This is a genomic window from Streptomyces sp. NPDC051364 (assembly GCF_040682115.1).
Lineage (GTDB): Bacteria > Actinomycetota > Actinomycetes > Streptomycetales > Streptomycetaceae > Streptomyces.
The window spans coordinates 43,762-57,006 of sequence record NZ_JBFBAH010000016.1; the positions used below are offsets into that span (position 1 = coordinate 43,762).

At 71.9% G+C, this 13,245-nt stretch carries 9 protein-coding genes and 2 pseudogenes; 9 read left to right on the top strand and 2 right to left on the bottom strand.

Annotation, left to right across the window (positions count from 1 at the left end; genetic code table 11):
* Positions 1 to 139 precede the first annotated feature (139 nt).
* The 9 genes and pseudogenes from AB0M76_RS28205 (at position 140) to AB0M76_RS28245 (ending at position 8,710) form a co-directional block, all read left to right on the top strand.
* On the top strand, positions 140 to 856 hold the full coding sequence (locus tag AB0M76_RS28205; RefSeq protein ID WP_365955533.1) for a hypothetical protein: 717 nt from the start codon (positions 140 to 142) through the stop codon (positions 854 to 856).
* A gap of 420 nt (positions 857 to 1,276) precedes the next feature.
* Entirely contained in the window at positions 1,277 to 2,734 is a 1,458-nt protein-coding gene (locus tag AB0M76_RS28210; RefSeq protein ID WP_365955534.1) for a hypothetical protein, read from the top strand.
* A gap of 81 nt (positions 2,735 to 2,815) precedes the next feature.
* Positions 2,816 to 4,081: a MoxR family ATPase gene (locus tag AB0M76_RS28215; protein ID WP_365955535.1), complete on the top strand. Its 1,266-nt coding sequence runs from the start codon at positions 2,816 to 2,818 to the stop codon at positions 4,079 to 4,081.
* Positions 4,078 to 5,310 (top strand): VWA-like domain-containing protein, encoded by a 1,233-nt coding sequence (locus tag AB0M76_RS28220; RefSeq protein WP_365955536.1) that lies wholly within the window; start codon positions 4,078 to 4,080, stop codon positions 5,308 to 5,310. Before AB0M76_RS28215 ends, AB0M76_RS28220 begins: the two co-directional genes overlap by 4 nt.
* 38 nt (positions 5,311 to 5,348) lie before the next feature.
* A pseudogene (locus AB0M76_RS28225) lies at positions 5,349 to 5,537 on the top strand (kinase); the annotation flags it as partial.
* A gap of 373 nt (positions 5,538 to 5,910) precedes the next feature.
* Positions 5,911 to 6,507, top strand: a complete 597-nt coding sequence (locus tag AB0M76_RS28230; RefSeq protein WP_365955623.1) for a phosphatase PAP2 family protein — start codon at positions 5,911 to 5,913, stop codon at positions 6,505 to 6,507.
* Between the two features lie 42 nt (positions 6,508 to 6,549).
* Positions 6,550 to 6,861, top strand: a pseudogene (locus AB0M76_RS28235) (FTR1 family protein); the annotation flags it as partial.
* A gap of 51 nt (positions 6,862 to 6,912) precedes the next feature.
* Positions 6,913 to 8,088, top strand: a complete 1,176-nt coding sequence (locus AB0M76_RS28240; RefSeq protein WP_365955537.1) for a GDSL-type esterase/lipase family protein — start codon at positions 6,913 to 6,915, stop codon at positions 8,086 to 8,088.
* 94 nt (positions 8,089 to 8,182) lie between these two features.
* Entirely contained in the window at positions 8,183 to 8,710 is a 528-nt protein-coding gene (locus tag AB0M76_RS28245) for an enoyl-CoA hydratase-related protein (protein ID WP_365955624.1), read from the top strand.
* 74 nt (positions 8,711 to 8,784) lie between these two features.
* Here AB0M76_RS28245 and AB0M76_RS28250 read toward each other — a convergent pair whose 3' ends face one another.
* Both AB0M76_RS28250 and AB0M76_RS28255 read right to left on the bottom strand, forming a co-directional pair.
* Complete coding sequence (locus tag AB0M76_RS28250; protein ID WP_365955538.1) at positions 8,785 to 11,082, bottom strand: immune inhibitor A domain-containing protein; 2,298 nt, start codon at positions 11,080 to 11,082, stop codon at positions 8,785 to 8,787.
* 156 nt (positions 11,083 to 11,238) lie between these two features.
* Positions 11,239 to 13,098 (bottom strand): M1 family aminopeptidase, encoded by a 1,860-nt coding sequence (locus AB0M76_RS28255; RefSeq protein WP_365955539.1) that lies wholly within the window; start codon positions 13,096 to 13,098, stop codon positions 11,239 to 11,241.
* Positions 13,099 to 13,245: the final 147 nt, after the last annotated feature.

The window sequence follows — 13,245 nt, forward strand, 5'->3', positions numbered from 1 at the left end:
ATCATGCTGCGAGTTCCTTCGCTCCGGGCCAGCGGGACCGGCCGGTCATGCGCGAAACTGGCCACAGTTGGCGGCGCCGTTGCTCCGTTCGGCCCACACCCTGGCGCCTGAGATCGCGTCCACGACTAGCGTCTGTTCCATGAGCGGGCTGAGAAGGCCGGGCGATGGGCGGGAACACGCCCCGCTGCCCGACGAGATCCAGGCCAGACTCGGGAAGCGCCTGGACGATGTCGCCAAGATCCTCGCCGGGGCCCTGGTCACCGTTGCAGGCGTCATGACCGCTCTCGGGCTCAGCAGCGACGTCGTCTTCGTCGCGCTCAACAACGAGTCGTGGCCCATCTACGTGGCGTCGCTCTGCGCCATCCTGGCGATCGTCTGCAGCATCGCGGCGATGCTGATTCGTCCCACACGGCGGGGCAACATGTGGGAGACCGCCGTGCTCATCCTCGGGGTGATCTTCTACATGGTCGCGCTGAGCGTGGCGGTGGTCGGCGCCGCGAAGGCTGCGGGCGGGAACGGGCGGCCGTCCATCATCGATGTCAGCCTCACGGGGCCCCGGTCCGATCCGAGGCTGAGGTTCCGCGTGCACGCCGACGGCGTCGATACATGGGCCACCATCACGGTGTACGCGTACGCCGTGGATGCGAACGGGGAAGCCGTGAAGCCGGCAGACTTCTTCCGCAGCAATCTCCGGCCCAATGACCGGGGCGTGATCGAGCACCGGGTCGACACGCCGGTCGCCACTCCGGCCGGGGCGTGGGGCATCGCCATCAACGCCGTGGCCGCCAACGGGTCTGACGTTTGCGAGACGCTCGCGGAGCGCGGGCCCACCTGCGTGGTGATCCAGCTGCCCTGACGTGACGGTCTCCGGGCGGGCGCTGCGGTCGCGGTCGCCGACCACCAGCAGGGTGCGTGGCAGGGCGGAGCGTATGCCGGTGGCGGGGGACACCTCGCGGTAGCGCTCGGGGTATTGCTGGGGCGTGCCGCCGGTGAGGAGTCCGGCTGCCTTCCGGGTGCCGGCTGTATCGTCGTTCCACATCCGGGTGACATCGGTGCCGGGGTAGAAGCCGACGACCGAGGCCGGGCGCTTGGGCATGGCACCGGCGCTGGGAGTGAAGGTGCCTGCCTGGCTACTCGGGTGAGCTTCCGGCTCGGTGAGCAGTGCCCTGGCCCGACAAACTACCTGGCAGTTCGGGGTGAGGGTCGGTACGATCACCTTGATGATGACTCACTCTGCTCACAGAATGGGGGTCCCGTCCGCGCAAGGTGAGTGCTGATGCTCACTCACACCGCGAATGGGGATTCCCGCCTTTCCCTCTGGCTGCGCGTGCGCGAGTTCGCCGTGCCGCCGTCCATGATCGAGACTGCGACCGCCCGCCGCCTTGCCGGGGACTGGGGTGGGGCGTGCGCCGCCGCAGGCATCGACGTCGATCTCAATCTGCGTTCCGTGGCGCGTACCCACGGGCGCGAACTCGCGGCCCGGCTCCGGGCCGATCTCCGCCACCTGGCTCCCGACCTGCTGCGCTGGCACATGCCCAGGATCGCGCCTGACGGACTGCTGCGCCCGGGCCTGACCATCACCCTGGCCCGGTACGCCGCCCCCGGGCCCGTCGGCGAACGCCCGGTGCACCTCGTGGCCCGGACCGCGCCGGCGTGGGCGGATGCCGGTCAGCGGATCAGCCTCGCGCTCTGGGACGGATCCCCCGACGACGCCGGCGCCCGCCGACATCCGCATCCCCACCCCAGCCCCCGGTTCCGCCTCGACCTGCACCGCCACCTGTGGGACGCGCGCAGGACCGATGAGCTCCGGAACCGGTCCGGGGCCGAGCCGCCACCCGCCGCCGGGGCCCCCGCAACGGACCCGGACGTGCTCGGGCTCGTGCCACAGGGGCGTCGCTGCGCCGTCGACCGGTGGGCGGCCGAGGCGGGGATCCTGCTCCGGACCGACGGGTGTTCCACCCGTACCTTCACCGTACGGCTCGGGTCCCGGCAGCGACTGGACCTGGACCTGGACCTGGACCTTGACCTCGCCGCGGACAGGGACGGCAGCGGCGGCACGGACAGAGGGGGCAGCAGGGACGGCAACGTGCAGCCCGTACTACGGATCTCGGCGGCGCCCACGCATCCCGGCGCCTGCCCGCCCCCGATCCTGCCCGACGCGGCGACCTGGCTGCTGCCCGACCTGGAACTGCTCCGCACCGGTTCCATCGACGCCGATCGGCTGCACCCGCTGGTCGCGTCGGCACTCGTACCGGATCACGCGCCGACCGCCCCGTCCCGGATTCCGGACCGGGCCGGCCAACCGCACCTCGTCGAGTGCCGGGGCGCCCAGCACCGGATCGGCCTCGTCGGCGAGGTACTGGCCCCGCTCGACCACGATCCGGCCGAGATCCGCCGGGAGGAACTGCTGGTTGCCCTGACAGGAACCCCGCTGCCCTGCCTGCAGGCGATCGACGAGGCGCACCGTCGCCCGGACTGCCTCACCGGCGTACGCGAACGCCTGGACCACGGCGACACCGCCGGTGCACTGGCCGTCGTCGAGAGCCTGCTGGGCCCCGACGCACTGCTGCGCGACGGCGCCCTCCGGGACGAACTGGAGGCGGCCGCGCGGCAGCGGATCACGTACAGGCTGTTCAGAGCGGGCCTGACCGGACCCGCGCCCGGCCGCATCCGTCCGGGCCCCAGCCGCCCCCGCGGGCACCGCTCGCATCCACGCCATACGGCAGGTCGCTGACCCGGGGGCCGGGGGCCGGGGACCGCACCCTGCACCCGCCCTTCCCTCCACGCACAACGAACCCGCAAAAGGTGATCAAACATGCCCGCATACGCCCCATTCGCCGTACGCAGTACCCCCGCCGACCCGGCCGCCGACGCCACCCAGCTGGATGTCGCCGGCGAGTTGCTGGCCCTGCTCCGCGACACGACCACCGAACCGCGCCCCGACACACAACTCGAGGCCCTGACCCTCGCCGTGGCCGCCGACCTGCCCGTCCTGCTGTGGGGCGAGCCGGGGATCGGCAAGACCGCCGCCCTGACCCAGCTCGCCGCGTCACTGGACCTTCCCCTGACCACCGTGATCGCCAGCGTCCACGAGCCGTCCGACTTCTCCGGCCTGCCCGTCATCGGGGACGACCCCGCGGAACAGGGCGTTCCGATGGCCCCGCCGGACTGGGCCGTGCGCCTCGTACGAGCCGGCCGGGGGCTGCTGTTCCTGGACGAGCTGTCCACCGCGCCGCCGGCCGTACAAGCCGCCCTGCTCCGCCTCGTACTCGAGCGACGCATCGGCGCCCTCCAACTGCCGCCCGGGGTCCGGATCGTGGCCGCTGCCAATCCGCGGTCCTCGGCGGCCGACGGCTGGGAGCTGAGCCCGCCGCTCGCCAACCGTTTCGTCCATCTCCAGTGGACCCACGACCACGACGTCGTCGTACGCGGCCTCGGCGGGACGTGGCCCCGGGCCACGCTGCCGCGGCTCGACCCTTCGATGCTGCCGCAGGCCGTGGACTTCGCCCGCCGCGCGGTGTGCGGGCTCCTCGCCGCCCGCCCCACGCTCGTACACCGGCTGCCCAGCGGTGAAACCCGCCGGGGCGGCCCCTGGCCGTCACCTCGGAGCTGGGAGATGACCCTGAGTCTGATCGCCTTCGCGACCGCCGCCGGTTCCTCCCGGGACGTGCTGTCCCTGCTCGTCAGGGGCGCGGTGGGGGACGGCCCCGGACTTGAACTGCTGGCGAGCCTGGACCGGATGGACCTCCCGGACCCCGAGGTGCTGCTCGCCGATCCGGCGGGCGCGGTCCTGCCCGAGCGGGGCGATCTGCGCCAAGCGGTGCTCGACGGCGTGGTGGAAGCGGTCCGCAAGCGCCCCGACAAGACGCGCTGGGACGCGGCATGGGCGCTCCTGGTCCGGGCGCTGGAGACGGGAGCCCCGGACCTGGTGGTCGTCCCCGCGTCCACGCTCGCCTCGCTGCGCCGCGAGGAGTGGGACGTGCCGGCCGCCATCGAGCGGCTCGCCGGAGCGGTGTCGCTCTCCCGGCGGGCGGACCAGGCGGCGGCCCGGGCCGCAGCCGCCACGAAGGGCCGGCGATGACCGGGGAGACACCGCGGGCACTCGACCGCGACAAGCTGTTCGCCGCCCGACTGCACGCCGCCCGGGCCCGGCCCTACTTGGCGACCGCGCTGTTCGCCCTGCACACCGTGGAGTCGCGGCGGGTACCGACGATGGCCGTCGACCGGCACTGGCGGTGCTACGTCTCACCGGCCTTCGTGGACCGCATGCCCGTGGAGGAACTCGCCGGGGTATGGGTGCACGAGGTGTCCCACCTGCTGCGCGACCACCACGGGCGAGGTGACCGGGTCGCGCGGGAGCGCGGGCTGCACGGCCCGGCGGAGCGGCTGCGGATGAACATCGCCGCGGACTGCGAGATCAACGACGACGTCTTCGGCGACGGGCTGGTCCGGCCCGAAGACGTGGTCGATCCGGTGTCCTTGGGACTGTCCGAGGGGCAGCTCATGGAGGACTACCTGCGCCAGTTCACGCTCGGGCCCCGTACCCAGCACATGGCCTGGCTGGACTGCGGCAGCGGCGCCGACGGGCTGGAACGGGAATGGGACCTCGGGGAGGACGGCGCGCACGGACTCAGCGAACAGGAACGGGATGCGGTGAGGTTCCGGGTGGCGCAGGGCATCAGGGGCCGTCCGGGGAACGCCTCGAAGGGGTGGAAGCGTTGGGCGGAGGAGGCCTTCCACCCGCCGCAGCCGTGGCGGGAGCTGCTGGGAGCGGCGGTCCGTTCGGCGGCCTCCGGTTCCGGCGCGGGCGAGGACTATTCGTACGGCCGCCCGTCGCGGCGCTCGGCCGGGCTGCCCGGCGCTGTTCTGCCGAGCCTGCGGCGCAGGCCGCCCCGCGTCTCCGTGGTCATCGACACCTCCGCTTCGGTCAGCGACGCCGAGCTGGGCAGCGCGCTCCTGGAGGTCGCCGCGATCACCCGTGCCGTGGGCGGCCGCCGGGACCTGGTCACCGTGGTGGCGTGCGACGCGGCGGCACGGATCGCCCACCCCCTGTGCCGTGGCGAGGGAATCGCACTGCTCGGGGGTGGGGGTACGGATCTGCGCTCGGGCTTCGCGAAGGCGCTCCGAGCGGGGGCCCGGCCGGACGTCATCGTGGTCCTGACCGACGGGCAGACCCCCTGGCCGAGCACACGACCGCCGTGCCGGACGGTGGTCGGCCTCTTTCCCCGACAGCAGGCGTGGGACGAGGACGACCCGGATTACGTCCCGGACTCGCCGCCCGCATGGGCCCGCGTGGTCGCCATCGGATAGGCACCCCTGGTCATGATTTCGGTAGCGTCCCCCGGGTGATGGTGGGCGCTGCACAGACCCGATTGATCGTGCTGCGAGGCAACTCGGCGTCGGGGAAGTCGACCGTCGCCGCCGGGATCCGGGAGCGGTTCGGCCGCGGCGTGGCGTGGGTCGGGCAGGACAATCTGCGCCGGGCCGCGCTGCGTGAACGCGATCGGCCCGGGGCCGCGAACATCGGCCTCATCGACGCCGAGAGCTCCCTGGCGGACACCGTCGACCGCATCATGCGCGACACGGGGCTCGGTGCTCTTCCGGCGCTGGAGCCCTGACCTCGCGTACGGTCGGGGGCCGCCCCCGCCCGGGGCCGGTCCGGGTTCGTGTCGGCCGAGGGAACGTGCTGCGCACCTCGATCGTCTACCTTTCCGTGGACGTTTCCGGGGCTGCAGTCGCCGGCCGGCCGGGAACCGTCCTGGGCTCTTACCCCTTCACCGCACGGGAGTTGTTCCCCATGGCAGCCTCCCTCGTACGACGACCGGGCGACACGCCGCCGCGGCGGCCTCGGGTCGCCCCCTGATGAGGACCGGCCAGGCACAATCACCCACCCGCTGGGCCTTGGCCGCAGTGCTGTGCGCCGCGCTGTTCGCACTGCTGACCGCCCTGGTCGTGGCCCGCCACGGCACCCCGTACGCCCTCGACGAGAGCTGGCACCAGTGGTCGGTGGAGCACCGCCCTGCGGTCGGGGTGGCCTTCGCGCGCGGTATCACGGCGACCGGCAGCGGCCCCGTCCCGTACGTGTGCGCCGTCGCCGCCGGGCTCATCGCGGGCCGGGGTACCCGCGGCCGGGTGCTGACCGCCGCGGGCGCGCTCGGCTTCCTGGTGCTCGTCCAGGCCGTACGCCACGCCGTCCTGTACGGCGTGGCGCGGCCGCGTCCGCCCGTTGCCGACTGGGCCGCGCTCGCCACGGGGTTCGCCTTCCCCTCCGGTCACGCCACGACCTCGGCGATCGTGGCCGGGCTGCTGGCCTGGGCCGCATGGCGTACGGCGACTCCGGCCACCGCCCGGTTCTGCTGGGCTCTGGCGGCCTGCTGGGCGATCGCCGTCGGCCTGAGCCGGATCTACCTCGGCGTGCACTGGCCCACGGATGTCCTCGGCGGCTGGCTCTACGCCCTGACCTGGCTGACCGCCGCAGGTGCCGTGGCCGCGGCGAAGCGTGTGTGACATCAGGGTGTTGTCGCCGCCGCAGGCGCCCCGGTAAACGGGTTCTTCACCTGGACCGGAGCCATGCTGATCGTCGTCGCGGCGGGCGTCCTCGCGTACGGGTTCCACGACCTCCAGGAGGCCGGCTTCCTCCCCGGCCTGCACACCCTCGCCTTCGACATCAGCGACACCGTCGCGGCCGACAGCTGGTACGGGACCCTGCTCAAGGGCGTGTTCAACTTCCAGCCCGACCCGACCGTCCTCCAGGTGGTCGTGTGGGGCCTCTACCTCGTCCCGACGATGGTCTTCTTCCTGGCACCCCAGCGCCGTAGCACCCCGGCCGACAGCCCGGCCCGCTCCATGACGGCCCGCTGAACCGGCACAAACTGATGTGCGGATCCGGCGTCGGGTTGACAGGCTGAAATCATGAACGACCTGACCACCACACCCATGACCGCGGAACTCCTGCGCGGCGCCCTCGACCTGGAGCGCACCGAGCACGGTGTGCTCCCGCACCGGCTGCCGGCCGGGGCCCGCGCCCAGTGCACCGACGGGCAGCTGGCGATGGCGGAGGCCCAGCCCTCCGGCGTACGGCTGGTGTTCCGCACCCGGGCCACCGTCGTCGAGCTGGACACGCTCCGCACCAAGATGGCCTACGTGGGCGCACCGCCCCGCCCCGACGGCGTGTACGACCTCCTGGTCGACGGCCGCCCGGCCCGGCAGTCCGGGGTGACCGGCGGCCACGTCCTCATGGTGGACATGACCACCGGGTCCGCGGAGACCCGCCCCGGCCCGGTCGGCACCGTCCGGTTCGCCGGTCTGCCCGACCGGCCGAAGGACGTCGAGATCTGGCTGCCGTACAACGAGATCACCGAGCTCGTCGCCCTGCGCACGGACGCCCCCGTCGAGCCCGTACCGCAGGGGAGCCGCAGGGTGTGGCTGCACCACGGCAGTTCGGTCAGCCACGGCTCGGACGCCGCGAGCCCCTCCACGACCTGGCCGGCACTGGCCGCCTCCCTCGGCGATGTGGAGCTGGTCAACCTGGGTCTGGGCGGCAGCGCCCTGCTGGATCCGTTCACCGCCCGTGCGATGCGGGACACCCCCGCGGACCTGATCAGCGTCAAGATCGGCCTCAACCTGGTCAACATGGATCTGATGCGTCTGCGCGCCTTCACCCCGGCGGTGCACGGCTTCCTCGACACCCTCCGCGAGGGGCATCCCACCACGCCCCTGCTGGTCGTCTCGCCCATCCTGTGCCCCATCCACGAGGACACCCCCGGCCCCACCGCCCCGGACTTCAGCACCCTCAGCGCCGGGAGGCTGCAGTTCCGGGCCGAAGGCGACCCCGCGGAGCGCGCAGCCGGGAAGCTGACGCTCAACGTCATCCGCGAGGAGCTGGCGCGCATCGTGAAACAGCGGGCGGCCGACGACCCCCACCTGCACTACGCCGACGGCCGCGAGCTCTACGGCGAGTCGGACTTCGCCGACCTCCCGCTCCCCGACCAACTCCACCCGGACGCCGCCACCCACCGCCGCATGGCCGATAGCTTCGCGGAACTGGCCTTCGGTACCGACGGTCCCTTCGCCGCCCGCAGCGACTGAGCGGCACCTGGGAGCCGGAGCCGGCATCAGCCGCGGCCACCGCGCTGGTCAGGGGCAGGGGCGGCCGGTCCGGAAGGTGGTGGTGGCCGTGGCGATGATGGTGTCCAACCGGTCTCGGGTGGTGGCCAGGTTGCTGATCTGGCAGTCGATGCGATCCCGCTCCGCCGACAGCCGTTCGAGCAGCTCCGGCGTCACCTCGCCGGTCACGACGCACGGCAGCAGTTCCACGATCGACCTGCAGCTGCTGCCCCCGCTGGTGGGGCGGGCCAGGGCCCTCGAGGTGATCCTCGGCGGGAACCTGTTCGACCCGGAGCTGGCCGAGAGCTACGGCTGGATCAATCGTGCGCTCCCGGCCGGAGAACTCGACCGCTTCGTCGACGACCTCGCCCGGCGCATCGCGTCGCTGCGCCCGGAGCAGATCGCCGCGGCCAAGGCGGCGGTCGAAGCCGCAGCGAGCAGCGGGAGCCTGCCCGAGGGTCTCGACGAGGAGAGCAAGGCATTGGGCGGGGTGTATCCGGCGCCGGACTCCGTGGTCGAGCGCATGCGTGCTGCCGTTGCGGCCGGCGCCCAGACCCGTGAAGGCGAACTCGACCTGGAGGCATCGCTGGACCGAACGCCCTGAGTCGTACGAGGTCACACCCCCACCAGGTCCTCTCGGCGCCCCAACGCCGAGAGGACCGGTCCGGCGGCCGTGCGTCAGGGGGACGGGCTGACCTGGACGGTGGTCAGGGCGCCCCCGGAGGCCTCCTTCACCACGGCGATCCGGGTCCCGGTGTCCGGTACCTTCACGCCCACCTGCGGCAGGTCGGGGTTCCAGTAGCTGCCCCGCCGGTCGTCGAAGACCGGGACGCCCGGCCGCGCCGGGATCAGCACCGGTACGCCCGCCTTGTGCAGCACGATCTCGTCGCTCGGGCGCGTGGAGAACGTCGCGTCGAAGGTCTGCGCCCGTGCGTTGAGCAGGGTCCCGTCGGCGTTGCGCAGCGGCTCCGGCCGCGCGTCGACGGGCAGCAGCATCCCCGCACCCGGGTGCGCCTTCGTGGTGTTGTCGCTGTACGCCGTGTCCCAGAGCCAGATGAGTACGCCCTGCTGGTACGGGTAGAACTCCACCGTGTCGTTCCCGGCGCCGAAGTTGTACGGGCCGCTCTTGAGGTAGGCCCCGTAGCCGGTGTAGCGGCGGTTCTCGACCAGGTACGCGCGCGGGTGCTCCGCGGTGCCCGTACGGCCCTGCGTACGCGACCACTTCAGCGCGTTCCAGCCGTTCGCGCCCTGCTCGGCGCCGTCGCGCAGCAGCTCCCGCCCACCCGCCGTGATCCGGATGTCGTCGAAGGTGACTCCCTTGCCGTGCGTGTTGCCGTCCGAGGTCACCCGCAATCGCAGCTGGATGCTGCGACCGGCCAACCCGTCCAGTGGTACGGCAAGTTCGGCCCAGCCGACCGACGTACCGGAGACCCCCTTCGCAGGGATCGCCGCGCCGCCCACCGTGCCCGGCAGGGCGGTCCAGGTGGTGCCGCCGTCGGTCGAGGCCTCCACGGTCAGGAAGTCGAAGTCCTGCTCGATGTCGTACCAGACGCGGGCGTCGAGCCGGGCCGCCTGCCCTGTGCCGGAGAGGTCGACCGTCCGGGTCAGGGTGTTGTCCATGAAGTCGCCGGTGCCGCTCCACCACTGGCTGCCGCCCTCGTACGGGTCGGTCAGCTCGGTGCGGGTCACCGATGGGGGCAGATGCACCAACAACGCCTGTGGATCCTCCGTGTTGTAGCCGGAGAGCCCGAGCACGGCGCGCGTCTTGCGGCCCGCGTCCGCCTCGGTGTACTCCAGCCAGCCCAGTTGCAGCTTGCTCCAGGGGTCGAGGTCACCGGGGTAGTCGCCGGTGGTGTTGCGGCCCTTGCCGAGGTAGGAGGCCGAGGACATCAGCGACCAGAAGTTGACGCTGTTGTCCCCGTCGGAGCTGTACAGGTCGGGCAGCCCGAGGTCGTGCCCGAACTCGTGGGCGAACAGGCCGACTCCGCTGTTCTCGCCGCCGGTCAGGTAGTCGCCGGCCCAGATGCCGGAGTCGCCGACCGGGGCGCCGCCCGCCTTGTTGTCCGCGGGCCCCGCGCTGCCTGCCTGGTCCCAGTACGCGAACCAGCGGTGCGCCCACACGGCCTCCTTGCCCTGGTCGCCGCCGCCCCAGGTCTGGTCCTTGCCTCCGTGGACGACGACGAGGTGGTCGAGATAGCCGTCCGGCTCGTCGAAGTTGCCGTCGTGGTCGGCGTCGTAGCGGTCCCACACGTCGTACTCGGCCAGCTGGGCCTTGATCTGCTCCGGGGTACGGCCCTTGGCGCGCTCGGTGTGGTACCAGGCGTTGGTGGCATCGCGTACGAGGTCCCAGTTGGTGCGGCACTGGCCGGGCTCGGAGCAGTTGTCGGTCCCGTACCGGGCTTCGTTCCACGGCAGCCGTACCCAGTCGCTGACCTGGCCGTCCATGTCGTAACGGCCGGAGGACTGCAAGCGGTAGTAGTTGCGGAGCGTGACGGCGCCGGGGTCGGTGCCGAAGAACTGCTGCTGGTAGTACGCCTGGCTGAAGTCCTTGCGCCACAGGGTGTGGTTGTCGCTCTTCGCGGGCTTGCCGATGGTGTTGTGGCGGGGTCCGGGCGTGCCGCCGAAGCGCGGCTTGCCCTCGAACTCGGTGGTCGTGTCCACCTGGTCGCCGAACTCGGCGAGGATCACGAAGACCTTGTCCTTGCGCTCCTGGGCGAGTTCGACGTACCGCTTGCCGACCGCGGCGCGGCGGGGGAGTGTGCCGTCCGCCTCGGCCGCGGTGGCGCCGGAGGCGACGCCCTCGAGCGCCTGGCGGCGCAGGCTCTGGCGCTGGATCTCCAGCGGTGCGGGCGGTGGGGCCGGGGAGAGTTCGGGGGCCGGCCGCGCCGCGGAGGGCGGCGGGGCGGGTGCGGCGAGCGCGGGGGTGGCGAGGAGGGCGAGGGATATCGCCGCTACCACCGCGGGGAGTCTGCGCAACGTGGCTGACCTTTCGGTGAGTTCGGTCGAAGCGCAGGTAATATTTCACATGTCACAGGTGACGGCTAGGGTGCCGGAGACGTCACAAGTTCGCCGCGGGTGGGACGCCAGGAGGCGCCCGCCCGCGGCGGACCGTGCCAGGGGGTCGACGCCAGGTCAGCCGTCGATGCGGTGCTGCGTCCAGAAGGAGGTCAGGTCCGTGGTCGTGGCGGCCTGGGCGGCCGCCTTGAACTCGGCGGTGGTCGAGACGCCGTACCAGTGCGAAGTGGCGTAGTCCTTCAGCAGTTTGGCCATCACGCTGTCGCCGAGGACGCGCCGCAGGTCGTGCAGGGCGCACTTGCCGTAGCCGTAGATGACGGTGGAGTACCGGGACGAGTGGGCGTCCCAGTAGGCCATCGAGTTGGTGATCTTCTCCGCCGATCCGGCCCAGGAGACGCTGTTCCAGCAGTTGGCGCCGGTCTTGTTCAGCGCCAGGTCGGTGGAGTAGTCGGTGAACGCCTCGTCGAGCCAGGGGCTGGTGTACTGGTCGTCGCCGACGATGCCGTACCACCACTGGTGGCCGATCTCGTGGGTGAGTGCGGTGTTGCTGACCAGGTCGAGGACGAACCCGGGGTACTCCATGCCGCCGAACCAGAAGTTGTTGTCGATCACGGCGTCCAGCTCGCCGTACGGGTAGGCGCCGAACCGGGCCGCGTGAGCGTCCACGGCGGACTTGGCGGTGGTGAGCATCGACTGCGCGTCGGCCGAGCTGATGCCCGAGACGGAGTAGACGTTGACCGGGGTACCGGCGGCCGAGCTGCCGGAGATTTTGCTGAACGGGCCGGCCGCCCAGGCGAAGTCGCGGACTTTGGAGGCGGTTGCCGTGGTGACCGTACGTCCGCTCGATCCCGGGGTGTCGACCGAGCCGCCGGTCGCGGGCACCAGGAGGGTGTTCGGGTGGTCGAGGGCCACGCGGAAGTCGGCGGCCAGCGAGTAGAACGATTCGCCGTTGTTGGTGTAGGGGTCCAGGTGCCAGCCCGCCGCGTCCCTGACCGCGAGTACGGGCAGGGCGTTGCCGATGAAGCTGAAGGCTCCGTCGTAGCCGAAGCGGTCGGCGCCGCTGGGCACGGTGATGCCCAGGTCGAAGCCGATCGTGGCGGTCTGCCCCTGCGTCAGCGGCGCCGGCAGGTCGATCTTCAGGGCCGTGCAGCCGACCGAGAGGGCGCCTGCGGTGCCACCGGTGACGTTGCCGACGGTGATCGGCATGGCGGAGCAGGTGCCGTGGTAGTTGTCCCACAGCCTCAGGTACACCTCGCTGAGCGGGGTGGCGGAGGCGTTGGTGAAGGTCGCGCTCTCGTGGCCGGTCCAGACGGTGCCGCTTGTGTTGCTGCTGAGACTGACGGTGTACGAGGGTGCGGCCGGCGTACGGGTGGAGTCGGCGGGCGGGACCGTGCCACCGGAGGTGGCGAGGACGACGTCGTCGACGACGAAGCTCGTCTGGAGGCTGGAGTCTTCGGTTCCGGTGAAGGCGACGCTCACGGTCTGGCCCGCGAAGGCCGACACGTCGAACGACTTCTGCACGTATCCGGTGTTCTTGTCGAGGTTCGAGTACGTCGCCAGCGTCGTGGCGCCGATCTTCGCCGTCAGCTTGTCGTACTTGGTCGATGTGGTCGTCTCGGCGGTGTCGATGTGCAGCCAGAAGGTGAGGGTGGCCGTGCTGCATCCGGAGGGGATCGTGACGCTCTGGGAGAGCGTGTCGGTGTGCGTCCGGCCGACACCGTTCAGCCAGGCGAAGGTGGTGCCGCCGTGGGCGGCCTGGCCGGCGCGGTTGGTGACGATGCCGGTCTGGGACTGGTTCCAGGGCGAAGTGCCGCTTTCGAAGTCGCCGTTGGCGACCACCTGGGCCGGGGTGCAGGCGGCTGCGAGAGGCGCCTTGGGCGGCGCGGCGGCCGCGGGGGTGACGGAGAGTGCGGCGGCGGCCAGCGCGGCGAGGGCGAATGCGCTCGCGGCGAGAGCCTTGTGGGGGGTCGGTCTCACACGGAACTCCTTTGAGGCGGCCGGGATTCCGGCCTGCTCGGTGGCCGCCCGGTCGGCTCGGGTGCGCCGGAGGGCGGCCGCGGGCTGTGCGCATCGTCTGCACGAGCGCTGAGTGAGATCTGCTGCGGTGTCCCCCTGGGGTTCAGG

Coding starts and splice junctions, on each gene's coding strand:
- AB0M76_RS28205 (WP_365955533.1), top strand. CDS start 140: ATGAGCGGGCTGAGAAGGCCGGGCGATGGGCGGGAACACGCCCCGCTG.
- AB0M76_RS28215 (WP_365955535.1), top strand. CDS start 2,816: ATGCCCGCATACGCCCCATTCGCCGTACGCAGTACCCCCGCCGACCCG.
- AB0M76_RS28240 (WP_365955537.1), top strand. CDS start 6,913: ATGAACGACCTGACCACCACACCCATGACCGCGGAACTCCTGCGCGGC.
- AB0M76_RS28210 (WP_365955534.1), top strand. CDS start 1,277: ATGCTCACTCACACCGCGAATGGGGATTCCCGCCTTTCCCTCTGGCTG.
- AB0M76_RS28220 (WP_365955536.1), top strand. CDS start 4,078: ATGACCGGGGAGACACCGCGGGCACTCGACCGCGACAAGCTGTTCGCC.
- AB0M76_RS28245 (WP_365955624.1), top strand. CDS start 8,183: ATGATGGTGTCCAACCGGTCTCGGGTGGTGGCCAGGTTGCTGATCTGG.